At 68.7% G+C, this 17,192-nt stretch carries 16 protein-coding genes; 5 read left to right on the top strand and 11 right to left on the bottom strand.

The genetic code is table 11. The features are described 5' to 3' along the window. Nucleotides 1-43 precede the first annotated feature (43 nt). From ACQHIV_RS25150 to ACQHIV_RS25140, 3 genes are read left to right on the top strand one after another with little or no spacing between them, the layout of a single operon-like run. Complete coding sequence (locus ACQHIV_RS25150) at nucleotides 44-829, top strand: carbohydrate ABC transporter permease (protein WP_427885676.1); 786 nt, start codon at nucleotides 44-46, stop codon at nucleotides 827-829. Then, entirely contained in the window at nucleotides 826-1,695 is an 870-nt protein-coding gene (locus ACQHIV_RS25145; RefSeq protein WP_427885674.1) for a carbohydrate ABC transporter permease, read from the top strand. Before ACQHIV_RS25150 ends, ACQHIV_RS25145 begins: the two co-directional genes overlap by 4 nt. 8 nt (nucleotides 1,696-1,703) lie before the next feature. Then, nucleotides 1,704-3,245 (top strand): glycoside hydrolase family 13 protein, encoded by a 1,542-nt coding sequence (locus ACQHIV_RS25140; protein WP_427885673.1) that lies wholly within the window; start codon nucleotides 1,704-1,706, stop codon nucleotides 3,243-3,245. Here the strand turns inward: ACQHIV_RS25140 and ACQHIV_RS25135 are convergent. From ACQHIV_RS25135 to ACQHIV_RS25110, 6 genes are all read right to left on the bottom strand, one after another. Further along, a complete protein-coding gene (locus tag ACQHIV_RS25135; RefSeq protein ID WP_427885672.1) occupies nucleotides 3,238-5,451 on the bottom strand; it encodes a heavy metal translocating P-type ATPase in 2,214 nt (737 codons plus the stop codon). The two genes, ACQHIV_RS25140 and ACQHIV_RS25135, sit on opposite strands and share 8 nt — an antisense overlap. Then, nucleotides 5,435-6,421: a hypothetical protein gene (locus ACQHIV_RS25130; RefSeq protein ID WP_427885671.1), complete on the bottom strand. Its 987-nt coding sequence runs from the start codon at nucleotides 6,419-6,421 to the stop codon at nucleotides 5,435-5,437. The genes ACQHIV_RS25135 and ACQHIV_RS25130 overlap by 17 nt, the downstream gene beginning before the upstream one ends. Then, nucleotides 6,418-6,639 (bottom strand): heavy-metal-associated domain-containing protein, encoded by a 222-nt coding sequence (locus tag ACQHIV_RS25125; protein ID WP_427885669.1) that lies wholly within the window; start codon nucleotides 6,637-6,639, stop codon nucleotides 6,418-6,420. The genes ACQHIV_RS25130 and ACQHIV_RS25125 overlap by 4 nt, the downstream gene beginning before the upstream one ends. Before the next feature lie 44 nt (nucleotides 6,640-6,683). Then, a complete protein-coding gene (locus tag ACQHIV_RS25120; protein ID WP_427885667.1) occupies nucleotides 6,684-6,980 on the bottom strand; it encodes a metal-sensitive transcriptional regulator in 297 nt (98 codons plus the stop codon). A gap of 374 nt (nucleotides 6,981-7,354) precedes the next feature. Continuing rightward, nucleotides 7,355-7,798, bottom strand: a complete 444-nt coding sequence (locus ACQHIV_RS25115; RefSeq protein ID WP_427885665.1) for a VanZ family protein — start codon at nucleotides 7,796-7,798, stop codon at nucleotides 7,355-7,357. Between the two features lie 1,379 nt (nucleotides 7,799-9,177). Next, entirely contained in the window at nucleotides 9,178-11,583 is a 2,406-nt protein-coding gene (locus ACQHIV_RS25110; protein ID WP_427885663.1) for a YfhO family protein, read from the bottom strand. A 195-nt stretch (nucleotides 11,584-11,778) separates the two neighbouring features. On the opposite strand from ACQHIV_RS25110, the gene ACQHIV_RS25105 reads away from it, so the two are divergent. Beyond that, complete coding sequence (locus ACQHIV_RS25105; protein WP_427885661.1) at nucleotides 11,779-12,759, top strand: glycosyltransferase family 2 protein; 981 nt, start codon at nucleotides 11,779-11,781, stop codon at nucleotides 12,757-12,759. A 15-nt stretch (nucleotides 12,760-12,774) separates the two neighbouring features. On the opposite strand, the gene ACQHIV_RS25100 is transcribed toward ACQHIV_RS25105, so the two are convergent. Further along, on the bottom strand, nucleotides 12,775-13,854 hold the full coding sequence (locus ACQHIV_RS25100; protein ID WP_427885659.1) for an ABC transporter ATP-binding protein: 1,080 nt from the start codon (nucleotides 13,852-13,854) through the stop codon (nucleotides 12,775-12,777). 222 nt (nucleotides 13,855-14,076) lie between these two features. Between ACQHIV_RS25100 and ACQHIV_RS25095 the strand changes: the two genes are divergently transcribed. Next, nucleotides 14,077-15,096, top strand: a complete 1,020-nt coding sequence (locus ACQHIV_RS25095; protein WP_427885657.1) for a LacI family DNA-binding transcriptional regulator — start codon at nucleotides 14,077-14,079, stop codon at nucleotides 15,094-15,096. On the opposite strand, the gene ACQHIV_RS25090 is transcribed toward ACQHIV_RS25095, so the two are convergent. From ACQHIV_RS25090 to ACQHIV_RS25075, 4 genes are all read right to left on the bottom strand, one after another. Further along, nucleotides 15,093-15,239 carry a hypothetical protein gene (locus ACQHIV_RS25090; protein WP_427885655.1) on the bottom strand — a complete coding sequence of 49 codons (147 nt, stop codon included), beginning with the start codon at nucleotides 15,237-15,239 and terminating at the stop codon, nucleotides 15,093-15,095. The two genes, ACQHIV_RS25095 and ACQHIV_RS25090, sit on opposite strands and share 4 nt — an antisense overlap. Beyond that, nucleotides 15,226-15,387, bottom strand: a complete 162-nt coding sequence (locus ACQHIV_RS25085) for a hypothetical protein (protein WP_427885653.1) — start codon at nucleotides 15,385-15,387, stop codon at nucleotides 15,226-15,228. The genes ACQHIV_RS25090 and ACQHIV_RS25085 overlap by 14 nt, the downstream gene beginning before the upstream one ends. Nucleotides 15,388-15,455: 68 nt before the next feature. Next, nucleotides 15,456-16,127: a snapalysin gene (snpA, locus tag ACQHIV_RS25080; protein WP_427885651.1), complete on the bottom strand. Its 672-nt coding sequence runs from the start codon at nucleotides 16,125-16,127 to the stop codon at nucleotides 15,456-15,458. 150 nt (nucleotides 16,128-16,277) lie between these two features. Continuing rightward, entirely contained in the window at nucleotides 16,278-17,159 is an 882-nt protein-coding gene (locus tag ACQHIV_RS25075; protein WP_427885649.1) for an alpha/beta fold hydrolase, read from the bottom strand. Between the last annotated feature and the right edge of the window lie 33 nt (nucleotides 17,160-17,192).

The following is a 17,192-nucleotide window of genomic DNA, read 5'->3' as shown; positions in this document are numbered from 1 at the left end:
GTGTGGGGCGTTGATTTGTTTTGGGTTGTTCTCCTGGTATCCGATGGTGCGGGAGATTGTGCTGAGCTTTCAGCAGAACAACTTCGTGGATCCGGGGAAGTGGGTCGGGTTCGACAACTTCACGACGGTGTTCGCGGACCCGGCGTTCGGGGCCGCGTGGTTGAACACGGCGGTGTTCAGCGGGCTGGCGTTGGTGATCGGGTATGCCGTGCCGTTCGTGCTGGCCGTCGTACTCAACGAGCTGAGGCACGCGAAGGCCTACCTGCGGTTCGTCGTCTACCTACCGGTGATGCTCCCGCCGGCGGTCGCCGTACTGCTGTTCAAGTGGTTCTACGACCCCGGCTCGGGCCTGTTCAACCAGGCGCTGGGCGTCGTGCACATCCCGCCGCTGAGCTGGCTCGACTCCACGAACACCGCGCTGATCAGCCTGGTGATCGTGTCGACCTGGATGAACCTCGGCACCGGCACGCTGATCTACCTGGCCGCGCTGCAGAGCATCCCGGGTGAGCTGTACGAGTCCGCCGAGCTCGACGGCGCCGGACTGCTGAAGCGCGTCCGGCACGTGACGATCCCGCAGACCAAGCTGATCCTGCTGGTGATGCTGCTCCTGCAGATCGTCGCCACCATGCAGGTCTTCATCGAGCCGTACCTGCTGACCGGCGGCGGCCCGGAGAACGCGACCGTCACGGTGGCGTACCTGATGTACCAGTACGCGTTCAACTTCGGCGACTTCGGCGGCGGGTCCGCTCTCGGTCTGATGCTGATGGTGGTGCTGCTCGTGTTCTCCGCGATCTACCTGAGGGTGTCCCGCGAGGAGGCCGAACGATGAGAACCCTGGTATCACCCCTCACGCTCCGCACCCCGCGTGGCCGGATCGTCTACTGGACGGTCCTCACGCTCACTGTCACCGGATTCACCGGGGCGTTCGTGTTTCCGCTCTACTGGATGGTGACCGGCGCCCTCAAATCACCCGACGAACTCGCGCAGATCCCACCGAGCTTCTTTCCGAAAACGCTGGACGTCCAGGTGTACGCCGACGCGTGGGAGCAGCTGCAGCTCGGGGTGTTCCTGAAGAACACCGTGCTGTACGCCGGGGGCGCCTGGCTGTTCACGCTTGCCGTTGACGTGACGGCGGCGTACGCGCTGTCGAAACTGCGGCCGGTGCTCGGGAAGCTGGTGCTCGGGGCGATGCTGGCGACGTTGATGATCCCGCCGATGGTGTTGCTGCTGCCGATGTACCTGGTGGCGAAGGACGTGCCGGTGCTGCACCTGGACCTGCTGAACAGCCCGTGGGCGATTTGGTTGCCGGCGGCAGCGAACGGGTTCTTCGTGTTCCTACTGAAACGCTTCTTCGACTCGATCCCGAAGGAACTGCTGGAGGCGGCCGAGATCGACGGTGCGTCGGCGTTCCGGATCCTGTGGTCGATCGTGCTGCCGATCTCCCGGCCGATCATCGGTGTGGTGTCGATCCTGTCGGTGGTCACCGTCTGGAAGGACTTCGTCTGGCCGCTCCTGGTGCTGCCGGAGACCGAGAAGATGTCGATCAGCGTAGGCATCGCGTCCCTGTCGGCCCAAATGCCCCAGAACGTCCTGATCGCCTCGCTGGTCATCGCCAGCCTGCCCACCATCCTCGTCTTCTTCATCTTCCAGAAAAACATCATGTCCGGCCTCACCGCCGGAAGCCTCAAGGGTTAAGGAGTTCTATGGCCGGCGAATGGTGGCGTGGGGCTGCTATTTATCAGGTGTACCTGCGGAGTTTCGCGGACGGGAACGGGGACGGGATCGGTGACCTGGCCGGGTTGCGGGCGCGGTTGCCGTACCTCGCCGACCTGGGCATCGACGCGATCTGGCTGAACCCGTGGTACCCGTCCCCGATGGCCGACGGTGGGTATGACGTGGCGGACTACCGGGCCGTCGACCCAGCGTTCGGGATCCTGGCCGAGGCAGAGGCCTACATCGCCGAGGCGCATGCGCTGAACATCCGGACCATCGTCGACATCGTCCCGAACCACGGATCGGACCAGCAGGACTGGTTCCAACAGGCGCTCCACGCCGGACCAGGCTCACCCGAGCGCGACCGCTTCCTCTTCCGCCCCGGCAAGAACGGTGGTCCGCCCAACGACTGGCAGTCCATCTTCAACGGGCCCGCCTGGACCCAGGTCGCCGACGGCGAGTGGTACCTGCACCTGTTCGCCCCGGAGCAACCCGACTTCAACTGGCGCAACCCCGAGGTCGTCGAGGAGTTCCACGACATCCTCCGGTTCTGGCTGGACCGCGGCGTCGACGGCATCCGCATCGACAGCGCCGCCGTACTCTTCAAGGACCTCGGCAGTACGGCGGAGTCGTACACGGACCACGACGACGTCCACGAGGTGTACCGCGGCTGGCGGCGGATCTCCGACCGGTACGACGACCGGTTCTTCGTCGGCGAGATGTGGATGCCGGACCAGGAGCGGTTCGCGCTGTACCTGCGCCCGGACGAGTTGCAGACCGCGTTCAACTTCGACTTCCTGTCCCGCCCGTGGGACGCGGCCGAACTGCGCGCCTCGATCGACCTCACGCTGTCGACCCACGTCCCGATCGGCGCCCCGCCGACCTGGGTCCTCTCGAACCACGACGTCACCCGTCCGGTGACGAAGTACGGGCGATCCGACACGTCGTTCTCGCACCAGGACCGCAAACACGGCGTACCGACGGATCTGGTGCTGGGCGAACGCCGCGCCCGAGCGGCCGCGCTGCTGGCGATGGCGCTGCCTGGCGGGTTGTACGTCTACCAGGGCGAGGAGCTCGGTCTGCCCGAGGTCGAGGACCTGCCTGACGACGTACTCCAGGATCCGATCTTCCGCCGGTCGCACGGCGCCGACCGGGGGAGAGATGGTTGCCGGGTGCCCCTACCGTGGTCGGGGCAGGAGCCTCCGTTCGGCTTCGGCGACGGTACGCCGTGGTTGCCGCAGCCGCGGGACTGGAAGAACCTGACGATCGAATCCCAGCTCGACGACCAGAACTCGATGATGGCCCTGTACCGCACCGGACTGCGGTTGCGGCGGGAGTTGCTCGGGGACGGGAGTCTGTCCTGGGTCGAGTCTGCGGACGATGTGCTGGTGTTCCGACGGGAGCGGTTGACCTGCGTTACCAACTTGAGCGGTAACGCAGTGGACCTGCCGCCGTACGAGGAGGTGCTGATCTCCAGCATCCCCCTCGACGGCGGCAGGCTTCCGAGTGACGCGACGGCCTGGCTCAGGTGAGCGGCTTGAAGCGTCGCAGCCGCAGGCTGTTCGACACCACGAAGACCGAGCTGAAGGCCATCGCGGCGCCGGCCAGCATCGGGTTCAGCAGGCCGGCCGCGGCGAGCGGCAGGGCGGCCACGTTGTAGGCGAACGCCCAGAACAGGTTGCCCTTGATCGTGCGGAGCGTGCTGCGGGAGAGCCGGATGGCGTCCGCGGCCGCCCGCAGGTCGCCGCGGACCAGGGTCAGGTCGCTCGCCTCGATCGCGACGTCGGTCCCGGTGCCCATGCTCAGGCCGAGATCCGCCTGGGCGAGGGCGGCCGCGTCGTTCACGCCGTCACCGACCATCGCCACCACGCGTCCCTCGTCCTGCAGCTTCTTCACCGCGTCGACCTTGCCGGCCGGCAGTACCTCGGCGATCACGTCGTCGATGCCGACCTCGTTGGCCACCTTCGTCGCGACGGCCTCGTTGTCGCCGGTCAGCAGGACCGGCCGCAACCCCAGCTCGCGCAGCTGCCGGATCGCCTCCACGGACGTCGGCTTCACGGTGTCCGCGACGACCAGCACGGCTCGTGCCTCGCCGTCCCAGCCGACCGCGACCGCCGTACTGCCCTCGGCCTCGGCATGTTCCTTCGCGTGCGCCAGGTCGGAAGGCAGGTGCTGGCTCCACTCCTCCAGCAACCGCGTCCGCCCGACCAGTACGGCGTGCCCGTCGACAATGCCCTGCACACCGAGGCCTTCGACGTTCCCGAAGTCCTCGACCTCGGGCAGCTTGCCCTCGGCCGCCGCGGCCCGCGCCACGGCCTGCGCGATCGGGTGCTCGCTCGAGTGCTCGAGCGCCCCGGCCAACCGCAGTACCTCGGACCGCTCCTGACCGGGAGCCAGCAGTACGTCGACCAGCTCCATCCGGCCCGTGGTGACCGTGCCCGTCTTGTCGAGTACGACGGTGTCGACCCGGCGGGTGGACTCCAGCACCTCCGGCCCCTTGATCAGGATGCCCAACTGCGCGCCCCGGCCGGTACCGACCATCAACGCGGTCGGCGTGGCCAGGCCCAGCGCACACGGGCAGGCGATGATCAGTACGGCGACCGCGGCCGTGAACGCGACCCCCACCGGCGAACCGTTGCCCAGCCAGAACCCGAGGGTCGCCAGCGCGAGCCCGATCACGATCGGCACGAAGATCCCGGACACCTTGTCGGCCAGCCGCTGGACGGCGGCCTTCCCGTTCTGCGCGTCCTCGACCAGCCGCGCCATCTGCGCGAGCTGCGTGTCCGCGCCGACCCGGGTCGCCCGCACCACCAGCCGGCCGCCGGCATTGACGGTCGCACCAACGACCGCGTCCCCGGCGCCGACCTCGACCGGCACCGACTCGCCGGTCAGCATCGACGCGTCGATCGCGCTGCTGCCGGTGACGATCACGCCGTCGGTCGCGACCTTCTCGCCGGGCCGGACGACGAACTCGTCACCCACGACGAGCTGGTCGGCCGGGATCCGGGTCTCGGTCCCGTTCCGCAGTACGGCGACATCCTTCGCGCCCAGCTCGAGCAGTGCCTTGAGCGCGGCGCCCGAGCGGCGCTTCGCCCGTGCCTCGAAGTACCGTCCGGCCAGGATGAACGTCGTGACACCGGCCGCGACCTCGAGGTAGATCTCCTCGGCGCCGCCGCCCCGGGACGGGATCAGCGTGAACGGCATCTTCATCCCGGGCGCACCGGCCGAGCCGAGGAACAGCGCGTACAGCGACCACAGGAACGCGCTCACCACCCCGAGCGAGATCAGCGTGTCCATCGTCGCCGCGCCGTGCCGCAGGTTCGTCCAGGCGGCCTTGTGGAACGGCCAGGCCGCCCACGTCACCACCGGGAACGCCAGCGTCAGCGACGCCCACTGCCACGAGTCGAACTGCAGCGCCGGGATCATCCCGAACGCGATTACCGGGACCGCGAGCACGATGCTCGCGGTCAGCCGCTGCCGCAGGGGCTTCAGCTCGTCCGGTGCCTCGGCGGACGGTTCGACGGCCGGCGACGGCAGCGCCGCCGTGTACCCAGTCTGCTCGACCGTCGCGACCAGGTCCTCGGTGGAGATGTCCTCCGCGAACGTCACCTTCGCCTTCTCGGTGGCGTAGTTGACGGTCGCGGTGACGCCGTCCATCCGGTTCAGCTTCTTCTCGACGCGGGCGGCGCAGGAGGCGCACGTCATCCCGCCGATGATGAGCTCAACGGACTGGCTCATGCTCGTGTGCCTCCTCTGCTCCAGTGTGCGTCGGTACGGCGGCCGGCGGCGTGATCGTCGTACCGGTCGAGTCCACCTTCACCGTGAACTCCGCGGTGTGGACGGTGCCGCCGTGCTGGAAGTCCAGGAACAGGCTGTACGTCCCCGCGGTCGGGAAGGTGGTCGCGAACCTGATCTCGGGACCGCCCTTCGCGCCCGGCTCGGCGTGCTCGGCCGGATGGTTGTGCAGGTAGGCCAGGTCGCCGCCGCGCAGCGACACCAGGTGCCCGAAGGCGCCCAGGTAGGGCTGCAGGTCAGTGACCGGCTTGCCGTCCTTGCTGACCTTGAACGTCAGCTCGGACTCCTTGCCCGCGACGGGCGTGCCCGCCAGCGTCACGTCGTACCCGTCGAAGCTGGACACGCTCGCCGGTTCGGCGACCGGGACCGGGACGTACATCCCGGTGACGTTGACGTCCGTACCGAGCGTGATCGTGCCGTCGTGCCCGGCCGGCTGGAAGTCGGCGTACAGCCGCCAGGTCCCGCCCGCGGTGAACGTGAACGGGATGCTCCACGTCCCGTCCGCCGCCAGCACCGGATGCACGTGGTGGAACCCGGACAGGTCCCGCCGTACGACGATCAGGTGCAGGTCCTTCTCGTGGGTCTTCGTGTACTTCGTGACCGGCTTGCCGTCCGGTCCTTGGATCGTGAAGCGCAACTCCGTCTTCTGTTGCCCGGTGAAGAACGTCTTCACCGGCGCGAACGTGTACCCCTGGTCGGACACCGCCAGCCCGGGCACCTGCCCGCCGGCGTCGTGCCCGCCGTGTGAGCCTTGCTCCATTCCACCCATCTCCTCTCCGTGCGCGGGGGCCGCGGAGGTGTCGCCGGCCGCCGCGATCGGGTCGACCGCGGACCCGATGCCGAACGCCGCCCCGAAGGCGAGCGCGAGCGCACCGGCGAACGCGCCGAGCCGGAGCGCGGCGGCCCGGTTCACGACCCCGCCAGTTCGTAGCCCGCCTCGTCGACGGCATCCCGTACGGCGGCCTCGTCCAGCGCGTCCGCACTCGTCACGTGCACCGCGGAGGTACCACCCGCGACGAGATCGATCCGCACCTCCTGGACCCCCACCAGCTTGCTGATCTCTTCGGTCACCGCGGAAGTGCAGTGACCGCAGGTCATGCCGGACACGGAGTAGGTGGTAGTGGTGCTCATATCAACGCTCCTTGCTCGAAACGGGTTGGGTTGGGTGGAGACGCTCAGCTACGAACGAGCCGGGCGATGGCGTCGGATGCCTCACGAACCTTCTCGTCGGCCACCGGCCCGCCCTTCTGCGCGGCCTCGACCACACAGTGCGACAGATGCTCGTCGAGCAACTCCAACGAGAACGACTGCAACGCCTTGGTCGCCGCCGACACCTGGGTCAGGATGTCGATGCAGTACTGGTCCTCCTCGACCATCCGCTGCAATCCACGAACCTGCCCCTCGATCCGCCGCAACCGCTTGAGGTGGCTGTCCTTCTTGGCGGTGTACCCGTGCACGTGTTCGCCGGTCATCTCGTCCCTCTTCTCGCCCAGCTACCCCTCGGGGGTATCTCCACGCAGACGAAGTTACCCCCTCTGGGTATCGAACGCAAGTACCGAACACATACCACCTGGGGGTACTCAAGTGACTGGAGCTGCTCAGCCCCCTCCGCGCGCTCCGCAGGCGCTCGGCTCCCTCCGGCACCTGCTGCGCGCGCCACCCACCCGCTTAGCACCTGCGCTCGCATGTGAGCGCAGGTGCTACGTGAAGCCGCGGGTGGTGAGTGAGGCGCCGCAGGTGGAGGTACCAGGTGAGCGGGCTGGGGACTGCGAACAAGCTGTGGGGTCGGGCGACAAGCCATAGCCTGTCGCAAGACACCACGGCCCATGCACAGTCCCGCCCACCGTCAAGCCGGAGCGTGACGGACGCTGATGCTGACTCCTGTGGCGAGTGTGCAACCTGTGACGTTCAGGAGCACATCTGTGATGTCTCCGGCGGTGCCCAACGGAGTGAAGGTCTGAAGGCATTCGATCAAGAACGACAGAAGAAGCGAGCCAACCGACGACATCAGCAGCAGACGGCTTCCCGACGCGTGCCTCGCCACCCACACGAGCAACAGACCGGCCGGGACGAAAAGCAGCAGGTTCACAAGGTTCTCGGTCGCCGGGGCGGCACTCTGCGCTGCGAATGGCACCCAGTTGAAGTAGTTGCCCCCGGCAGGATCGTGCGGTCGGCCTCCGAGCGTCACCAGTAGAAGACCGCCGAACCAGAGCACGAGGCAGGTCCGCGCCAACCTCGCCGCTTGGCCGCCCAAACCCTGCCGGTCCAAACGGTGCAGCCTCAGCACCACCCACGCAACGAACGCGAGAGCCACCACGGCCCCAGGAGCAATGAGATTGGTGGGGGTCACGCGTAACTGACGACATCCGTGGCACCCATTAGCCGGCCGTCGATGAACACGACCTTGATTCGACCACAGAACCCGCAACTCGTCGCATGATCCCGCCGCGAGCCGTTCGTCTCGCACGCGGGCAGAACCCATCCATGAGCCACCCGCGCCACTCACCACCCGCGGTCTCGCAAACCACGCCCGCCATGCAGTAACCCGCGCCGAGCCGACCACCTACGCCGGGCATCACCTCCGCCGGACCGACCACCTCCGCCCGGGCATCACCACCGCCAGGCACCACGTACGCCGGGCACCACGTACGCCGGGCACCACGTACGCCGGGCACCACGTACGCCGGGCAGGCCCTACGCCCGCACCGCCCCGGCGCTCACGAGCTCCAGCTCACAACCCGGCGCCATCCACCACCAGCGGCCCGCGGAGCACGCGGTGGGTCACCACCTCCGCCGGGGCATCACCTACGCCCGGCGGGCGCGCCGGCGCTCATCGCCTGCAGCTCACGTCTCGCGCCTCCCACCACCAGCGGCTTCACGTGGTTACGCAGTCGCCCGCGAGCGGCAGCTCGCCTGCGGTAGTGGGCACGAAGGCCGGCGCCAATCCGGTGGGTGGGAAGCGCTGCGGAGCACGCGGTGGGCCGACCACCTCCGCCGTGCACCACCTCCGCCGTGCACCACCTCCGCCGTGCACCACCTCCGCCGTGCACCACCTGCGCCGGGGTACCACCTCCGCCCGGCGGCGCCAGCGCTCACCGCCTGCAGTTCCCGTCCCGCGCCACCCACCACCAGCGGCTTTACATGGTGCGCCCGCCAAGCAGTCACCCGCGAGCGGTAGCTCGCAGCTCGCCCGCGGTAGCGGGCAGTATGCCGGCGTTAAGCCGGTGGGTGGGTGGGAGCGCGCGTAGTGGGTGCGGGAGGGAGCGGAGCGACCGGAGCGCCTGCGGAGCACGCGGTGGGTCGACCACCCGTGCCGGGCACCACCTGCGCCGGGCACCGCCTGCGCCGGGCACCACCTCCGCGCGGCGGCGCGCCGTCGCTCGCAGCCTGCAGCGCACATCCCGCGCTACCCACCACCAGTGGCTTTACGTAGTGCGCCCGCCAAGCAGTCGCCCGCGAGCGGCAGCTCGCAACTCGCCCGCGGTAGCGGGCTGCATGCCGGCGCTGAGCCGGTGGGTGGGTGGGAGCGCGCGTAGTGGGTGCGGGAGGGAGCGGAGCGACCGGAGCGCCTGCGGAGCACGCGGGGGTCGACCACATCCGCCACCCCACCACGGCCAGCTTCACGGACCACACCCGCTAAGCAGTCACCCGCGCGGGGGGCAACTCACATCAGCTGGTGCGGCGACGGCGGCGTGCGGCTCCTAGGCCGGTGATGGCGAGGGTTAGTGCGGCGGCTGCGGCGGCTATGGCTAGGCCTCGGCGGAGGCCGGGTGGGGTGTAGGTGCAGGCTAGGTGGGTGGTGCCGTTGGTGAGGGGGACGGCCATCAGGCCGCCGAAGTCGTTGGGGGCTTGGTCTTTGCCGCCGGCGTTGCAGGACCAGCCGTCGATCTTGGGTACGCCGATGACGGCCCAGCCCTTGCTTCCCGCGGGCAAGGTCGCGCGCAGCGAGTGCCCGCCGGCCTGCACGTCCGTGGCTCCCGTCGTACGCAAGGCCGTCACGGCCTTCTCCAGCGCCGGCGGGCTCAGGCAGCCGATCGCGTTGTGCGGCGGAATCCCTTGCGGGTCCTCGCCGAAGTTGACCTCGATCAGCACGGTCCCGGACTTCGGCACCGTGCCGAGCTTGACCATCGCGCTGCTGGTGTTGATCCCGGGGCGGCGCGTCGAGCTCAGTTCGCGCCAGTCGCCGCCGGACAGCCGCGCCCGGCCGCCGACGCGCGGCATGAAGAGGTACGCCGTACTCGTCGGAGCGCACGCCGCGACCAGCTTCACGTCGCCGGTCGCGAAGCGGGTGCCCTTGTAGTCCGGCACCTCGTAAACGGTCGATCCGAGCAGCCGCTCCTGCGCCAGGTAGGCGTTCGGCGCGTTCGTGTCGACGGGCACCGCCGGGTCCAGCCGGCGGCGTACCGTCACCAGTGGGGGCACCGTCGCCTTGCTGACGTCGGGGTTGCCGCCGATCAGCCGCATCCGCCGGCCGACCGAGAAGATCGCGTCGGTGACCGGGTTGTCGAGGGTCCGCGAGGCCCGCCCGTACCCGGACCAGCCGAACCCGAGGCTGGTCATCATCTGGTTCACCGAGTACGGCAACAGGCTGCTGTAAAGCCCGGCGCCCTGCCCACCCAGCAGCATCGGGTCGTTCGGTACGGTCGCCGTTCCGGGCTCGGTCCGGTACGTCGGCCAGTCGCCGGCTGCCCGGACCGCGTTGTACTGCGCGGTTTGCGGATCGCCCCACGCCGCGGCCGACACGCTCAGCATCTTCCCGCGGTACTCGTCGGTGACGACCGCGCTCCACGTCGCCTCCAGCGCGACGACCGCCAGCAGTACGCCGAACGCCGCCGCCACCGGCAGCCGCCGCGGGCCGGGCTTGCGGCGCAGCAGCCAAATGGTGCCGAACGCAACCAAAGCCACCGCTCCGGAAACGCCCAGCGCCGTCAGCCAGTGTTCCTTCAGCAGCGGGCTGCCGTCGGACACGTAGGCGATGACCGCGAGCAGCGCACCGCCGCCGAGCAGCGCGAGCGGTCCGGGCAGCTTGTGCGCGACGGAGATCCACGCGACCGCGACGAGCAGACCGCAGAGTACGAACGCCTCCCGGTACTGGCTGCCGTTCGGGGTGTCGAACGCGTGCCAGAACTGCTGCGTCGGCCCCCACCGGATCGTCAGCGCGACGCCGACGATCGTGATCACCCAGACGATCTTCGACCGCCATGGCACGAACCTGTTGAACGGCATCGTCAGCGCGAGCAGCAGCGCGAGCGTCCCGACGTACAGGCTGGCCGTCTTGCCGACGCCTTCGGTCAGCGGGAGCAGCCGGGACAGGAACACGTCGATCGCGGACGGGTGGAAGATCCCGGACGGGGACGGCGTTGCGGCGCGGTTGGTGAGGACGATCGGTAGCAGGATGGGCGCGATCAGGCCCATCCCGAGCGCGAACGACACGCCGTGCCGGACGAGCGACCGGAGCCGCAGCGACCAGCTGAGATCGCTGCTCAGCAACCGGGCGATCAGGTAGATCCCACCCGCGAACGTTGCCATGTAGGCGGTGTAGAAGTTGGACAGCCAGAAGACGGCGACCACCAGTACGCTCAGGATCCGGTTGGTGCGGCGCAGTGACCATTCCGCGACCAGGAAGAACATCGGCAGGGCGATCAGGCCGTCCAGCCACATCGGCACGTAGGATCCGTCGTCGAGCGCCCAGCCGCAGACGCCGTACGAGATGCCCAGCATCGCCGCGACCCACCGAGGGCCCGGACGCATCCTGAGCAACGCGTAGGCCATCGCGGCGGCGGCGAGGCTGAGCTTGAGAGTGGTAATGACGAACACAGCGAGGTCGACCCGGTCGCGCGGGAACAGGCCCACCAGCAGGGACAGCGGGCTGCCGAGGTCGACGCCGAGGTCGGCCCAGAAGCCGACACCGAACGCGCTCTGCCAGTTGAACAGCAGGTCACCCTGGGCCTGGCCGTGCAGGACGTCCCAGAGGTGGGCGAAGAAGGGGACGTACTGCGTGCCAAGATCGTTGGTACTGCGGGACAGCGAACCGAAGGGATAGGTACCGCGGATGATTCCGGAGGCGACGAACACCGCCGCCACCCCGACAGCGGCGACGCCGGCAGGGAGTAATGCCGAACGCCCCCGTGGGGCCTGTTGTTCGACAGCGTCCTCGGAAACCACTGGCCGCCCCTTCGTTCCGATCGTTCGGCCGCCAAAGCTAGCGGGTTGTACTGGTCTGGACAAGAATCGCACCATCGACTACGGACGCGGCGGGCGGGGACAACGATGCGCTTGAGTCTGGTAGTGCCGTGTTACAACGAGGTCGAGGTGATCTCCCGGTTCCATCAGGCACTGAGCCGGGAGCTCGCCGGGACCGGTCGTCCCTACGAGATCGTCTATGTCGACGACGGTAGTGCTGATGGGACGCTCGAGGCCCTGGTCGGGTTGGCAGCGACCGACGAGTCGGTGAGATACCTCTCGTTCAGCCGGAACTTCGGCAAGGAGGCCGCGATGCTCGCGGGCCTGCGGTACGCGACCGGTGACGCCGTGGTGATCATGGACGCCGACCTGCAGCACCCGCCGGAGCTGATCGGCCGGATGCTCGAGGAGTACGAGCGCGGGTTCGACCAGGTGATCGCACGCCGCAACCGGACCGGCGACCCGGCCACCCGGACGCTGTTCTCGCGGGCGTACTACTGGCTGATCAACAAGTGGGCCGACGTCGAGCTGATGGACGGCGTCGGCGACTTCCGGCTGCTGTCCCGGCGTGCGGTCGACGGGCTGCTGGAGCTGAACGAGTACAACCGGTTCTCGAAGGGCCTGTTCGCCTGGATCGGGTTCGAGTCGATCCTGTTCGAGTACGACAACGTGCAGGCGGCGGCGGACCGGAAGAGCCGGTGGACCTTCCGGCGGCTGCTCGAGTACGGCCTGGATGGGCTGCTCTCGTTCAACAACAAGCCGCTGCGGGCCGCGATCTACATCGGCCTGCTGCTCACCGCGGTCGCCGCCGGGTACGCCGTGTGGGTCCTCGTCGCGGCGATCCTGCACGGGGTCGACATGCCCGGGTACGTCACGCTGATCGCGGCGATCACCGGCCTCGGCGGACTGCAGATGGTGATGCTCGGGCTGATCGGCGAGTACATCGGCCGGATCTACTACGAGACCAAGAAGCGCCCGCACTACCTGCTCAAGCAGACCAATATGGACCCGGCGGATCGGCTGGAAAAGCCACCGGCCCCGGGTGGACAAGCCACCCGAGGCCGGTAGAGGTACTGCCGAGGATCAGGCGGTGAGCCGCTCCTCGGTGGAGGTGGAGAACAGGTGCAGCTTCTCCGGCACCGCGGCCAGGCGGACCGTGGAACCCTTCTCGACGGCCATCCGGGCGTCGATGCGGGCGACGATCTGCTGGCTCTCGCCGTCGTGCTCGGAGGTGCCGTAGAGGTACGCGTCGGCGCCGAGCTCCTCGACGACGGCGACCTTCACCGGCAGGCCCTCGTCGGCGACCTTGAAGGCCTCCGGGCGAACGCCGACGGTCAGGGTCTTGTCGCTACCGGCCTTGGCGAGTACGTCGCGGGGGACCGGGATCGTGTAGTCACCGACCTGCGCGCCACCCTCGGCGATGTTGGCGGTGAGCAAGTTCATCGCCGGCGAGCCGATGAAGCCCGCGACGAACTTGTTCTTCGGGTTGTCGTACAGGTTCAGCGGGGTGTCGACCTGCTGGAGCAGACCGTCCTTGAGGACCGCGACCCGGTCACCCATCGTCATGGCCTCGACCTGGTCGTGCGTGACGTACACGGTCGTGACCCCGAGGCGCTGCTGCAGCTCGGCGATCTGGGTACGGGTCTGCACCCGCAGCTTGGCGTCGAGGTTCGACAGCGGCTCGTCCATCAGGAAGACCTGCGGGTTACGGACGATCGCGCGGCCCATCGCGACGCGCTGACGCTGACCACCGGAGAGCGCCTTCGGCTTGCGGTCGAGGTACTCCTCCAGGCCGAGCAGCTTGGCGGCCTCGCCGACGCGCTTGGCCCGGTCCTCCTTGGAGACACCCTGCATCTTCAGCGCGAAGCCCATGTTGTCGGCGACCGACATGTGCGGGTAGAGCGCGTAGTTCTGGAACACCATCGCGATGTCCCGCTCCTTCGGCGGACGGTGCGTGACGTCGCGGTCGCCGATGTAGATCGAACCCTCGTTGACCTCTTCGAGGCCGGCGAGCATCCGGAGCGAGGTGGACTTGCCGCAACCCGACGGGCCGACGAGCACCATGAACTCGCCGTCCTCGATCTCGAGGTTGAGCTTGTCGACGGCGGGGGTGTCGGAACCGGGGTAGACCCGGGTAGCCGCCTTGAACGACACAGTAGCCATGACTGTACTTCCCTTCACCGGCAGGAACGTGCCGGACGATCCGAGTAAAGGTTCTCCTCCGGGCGGGGGAGTCCGCCTATCCTCGCCCGGCGCCACTCGTCCTGACAAGGTTTGTGGCGTGTGATGTGTCCATTCTGTTCACGGAGTGGACACCGGCGCGCAGTCTGCAAGTTCTTGCAGGATCTTGCTGAAATGTCAGCCTCGCCTCTGTACAGTTCCCGCGTGAGCAGTAGAGCGCGGCTTGCGGACATCGCGGCCAAGGCGGGGGTCAGCGAGGCGACGGTCTCCCGGGTGCTGAACGGGAAGCCCGGCGTCGCGGAGGACACGAAACAGTCCGTGCTGACCGCTCTCGACGTACTCGGGTTCGAGCGGCCGGCGCGGCTGCGGCGGCGGTCGGCCGGGCTGATCGGGCTGGTGATGCCGGAGCTGATGAACCCGATCTTCCCGGCGTTCGCGCAGGTGATCGAGTCGGCGCTGTCGCAGCGCGGGTACACCCCGGTGCTGTGCACGCAGTCCCCGTCCGGCGCGACCGAGGAGGAGTACGTCGAGATGCTGCTCGAGCGCGGCGTCTCCGGGATCATCTTCGTCTCCGGTCTGCACGCCGACACCGGCGCCGACCACGAGCGGTACCAGGCGCTGGTCGAACGCCGGCTGCCGGTGGTGTTCGTGAACGGCTGGCTGCCGTCGGTGGAGGCGCCGTTCGTGTCGTCCGACGAGTACGCCGCGATGGAGCTCGCGGTCTCCCATCTCGTTGCCCTCGGCCACCGCCGGATCGGGTTCGCGTCCGGGCCGGAGCGGTTTCTCGTCGTCCAGCGGAAACTGGCCGGTTACCGTACGTCGATGAAGGCCCAGCTCGGGTTGTCCGACGAGGACCTGGACCCGATGGTTGCCCTCAGCATGTTCGGCGTCGAGGGCGGCGAGGCGGCCGCCCGGCAGTTGCTCGACGCCGGTGTCACCGCGGTCGTCTGCGGCTCCGACATGATGGCCCTCGGCGCCATCCGCGCCGCCCGCCAGCGCGGCCTCTCGGTCCCTGGCGACATCTCGGTGGTCGGCTACGACGACGCCCCGATGATGGAGTTCACCGACCCACCCATGACCACCATCCGCCAACCCGTCCAGGCGATGGGCCTCGCCGCCGTCCAGTCCCTCCTCGAAGAGGTCCGCGGCCACACCACCCCCCACACCGAGTTCCTCTTCCGCCCCGAACTGGTAGTCCGCGGCTCGACAGGCCCAGCCCGCTAGAACCAGGCGTCGCAGGCCTTCGCCTGGAACCTCGCCAACGACCAGGTCTCGTTGGTCTCCGAACCCGCCGTGGTCGGCGGTACGACCACGGTGTCCGGCCGCAGAGCAGCCAGCTCCCGGTCGCTGAAGTTAGACGGTCGCACCGTCGATGTGCCCCTCGCACAGCTGGACGACGCCGACCGGCTGTCCGGTGCTGTCCACCGTCAGCCCGATCACGCCGCCTGCGGGAACGCCGCAACCGGTGACACCGAGCAGCCCGGCGACTGCGGCGGCCCCCACCCATCTGCGCATGGTTCAGGGTAGGGCTCCGGCCCCGGGGCCGTCCCCTGCCGGGCGGCTCCGGGGCGGAGGTTGGTGGGTTACTTGGAGAGGTGGAAGGGGGTGGCGGTGTTGTTGAAGCCGTTGGCCCAGAGTTGGTTGACCTTGGAGCGTTCGGTGCTGTCCGGGTACGGGTTGGTGCAGGACGGGCCGGGGCCGCCGCCGGACATCAGTTCGGAGCAGGGGCCGGAGTAGTGGTCGGGGAGGCCGAGGACGTGGCCGGTCTCGTGGGCGACGATCCGGGTCTTGTCGTACTGCTCGGCCTGGGCGTAGTCGATGAATACGTATCCACTGCCGTGGCCGTCGGTCGACGCGTACGAGCCGCGGGAGTCGTTGCCTTCGGTGTAGTAGAAGTCGTAGTTGCTTCCCTCGGCGAGTTTCACGTTGCTCACCGACGAGTTCCAGATCTGTGCGCTGGAGGCGATCTGGGACGCGAACGTCGGCGCGTCGACGGCGTACGTCACGGTCACCGCGGTGACCTTCCGGCCCTTCGCGGTCTGCTTGGCCATCTTGGCGCGGGCGGACTTCATCACGGCGTCGTAGAACGCCTTGCTGGCGGCCTCGTCCTGGGGCGAGCCGACGTACGCCGCACGGGAGGCGGCAGTGGACACGTTCGTGGGCGCGGCAGTCGAGGGGGACGCTGCGAGCGCGGGCACGGCCAGCGCGGCGGCGGCGAGCCCCGCGAGACCGGACAGGATACGGCGATACGACATGGAGGCCTCACTCCGAAATCGGTGGCGGATAGCGACGGGCGGATTACCGATCGCCACATTCGGATGCTGCCAAGAACTCTGCCGGTTGCGCATCGCTTCCCGCGAAACCCTGGGGATAACCCGCGATTCCCGCGGACCCTTCTATGCCGGTCATAGCGGCGGAGCTATGAGGAACGCCCGCAGGTCCGCCGAGATCCGCTCCGGGTACTCGCCGTTGATCGCGTGCGACGCGTCCGGGTAGAACGCGACCGTCTTGTGCCGCAGCGCCCGCTCGGCGGTCCGCCGGGCCGTCGCCGGGCGGTGGATCACCGAGCGCCCGGCGATGATCGCGAGGACGGGCATCGACAGCCCGGTCAACTGCTCCTCGGTGATCCGCTGCGGCGGCGGCTGGCGGATCGTGTAGTTCTTCATGCCGGACTCGATCATGTCCGCGATCGGCACGTCCTGCACCGGTTTGCCGCCGGCGATGTACGAGTTCAGGCTGTTCCGCCAGGCCCGCGGCAACCACTTGACCGTCGCCGGGAGCGAACGGACCACGATCGCGAGCGGGATCCCGTCGTACACGTTGGCCGCGTCCAGCGTCGTGACGGTCGCGATCCGGTCCGGTCGCCGTACGGCGAGGTTCATCGCGGTCCAGCCGCCGATCGACAGCCCGAGCAGGTTGAATCGTGGTTCGGGGAGCGCCGCGAGCGTCTGGTCGAGCCAGGCCGCCTTGTCGTCGCCGGAGCGGATCGGCGCGGTCTGCACGCTCATCCCGGGTTCGCCGAGCAGGTCGAGCGCGTAGACGTCGGCGATCGCGCGCAGCGACTTCAGGTTGTCCGCCCAGACCGGCGTGCCCGACGACGTACCGGGGAGCAGGACGAGTGGGGCAGGTCCGGGGGCGCCGGCGAAGCGGTACACCCGCACGGTTCCGTACGACGTCTCGACGTCGCGGGTCTCCGCCGGCGCCGGCAGGTCCCGCATCGCGGCGTCGTACGTGCGCCGGTAGTCCTCGAAGCCCGCCGAGTTGTTCCAGTGGCCCAACCGTCGCATGACCTCTCCTAACCGATCGGTGAGTGATCCAAC

The organism is Kribbella polygonati, from assembly GCF_050320105.1.
Classification (GTDB): domain Bacteria; phylum Actinomycetota; class Actinomycetes; order Propionibacteriales; family Kribbellaceae; genus Kribbella.
The sequence above is the reverse complement of the archived record's forward strand: the minus strand, read 5'-3'. Positions and strand labels throughout refer to the sequence as shown.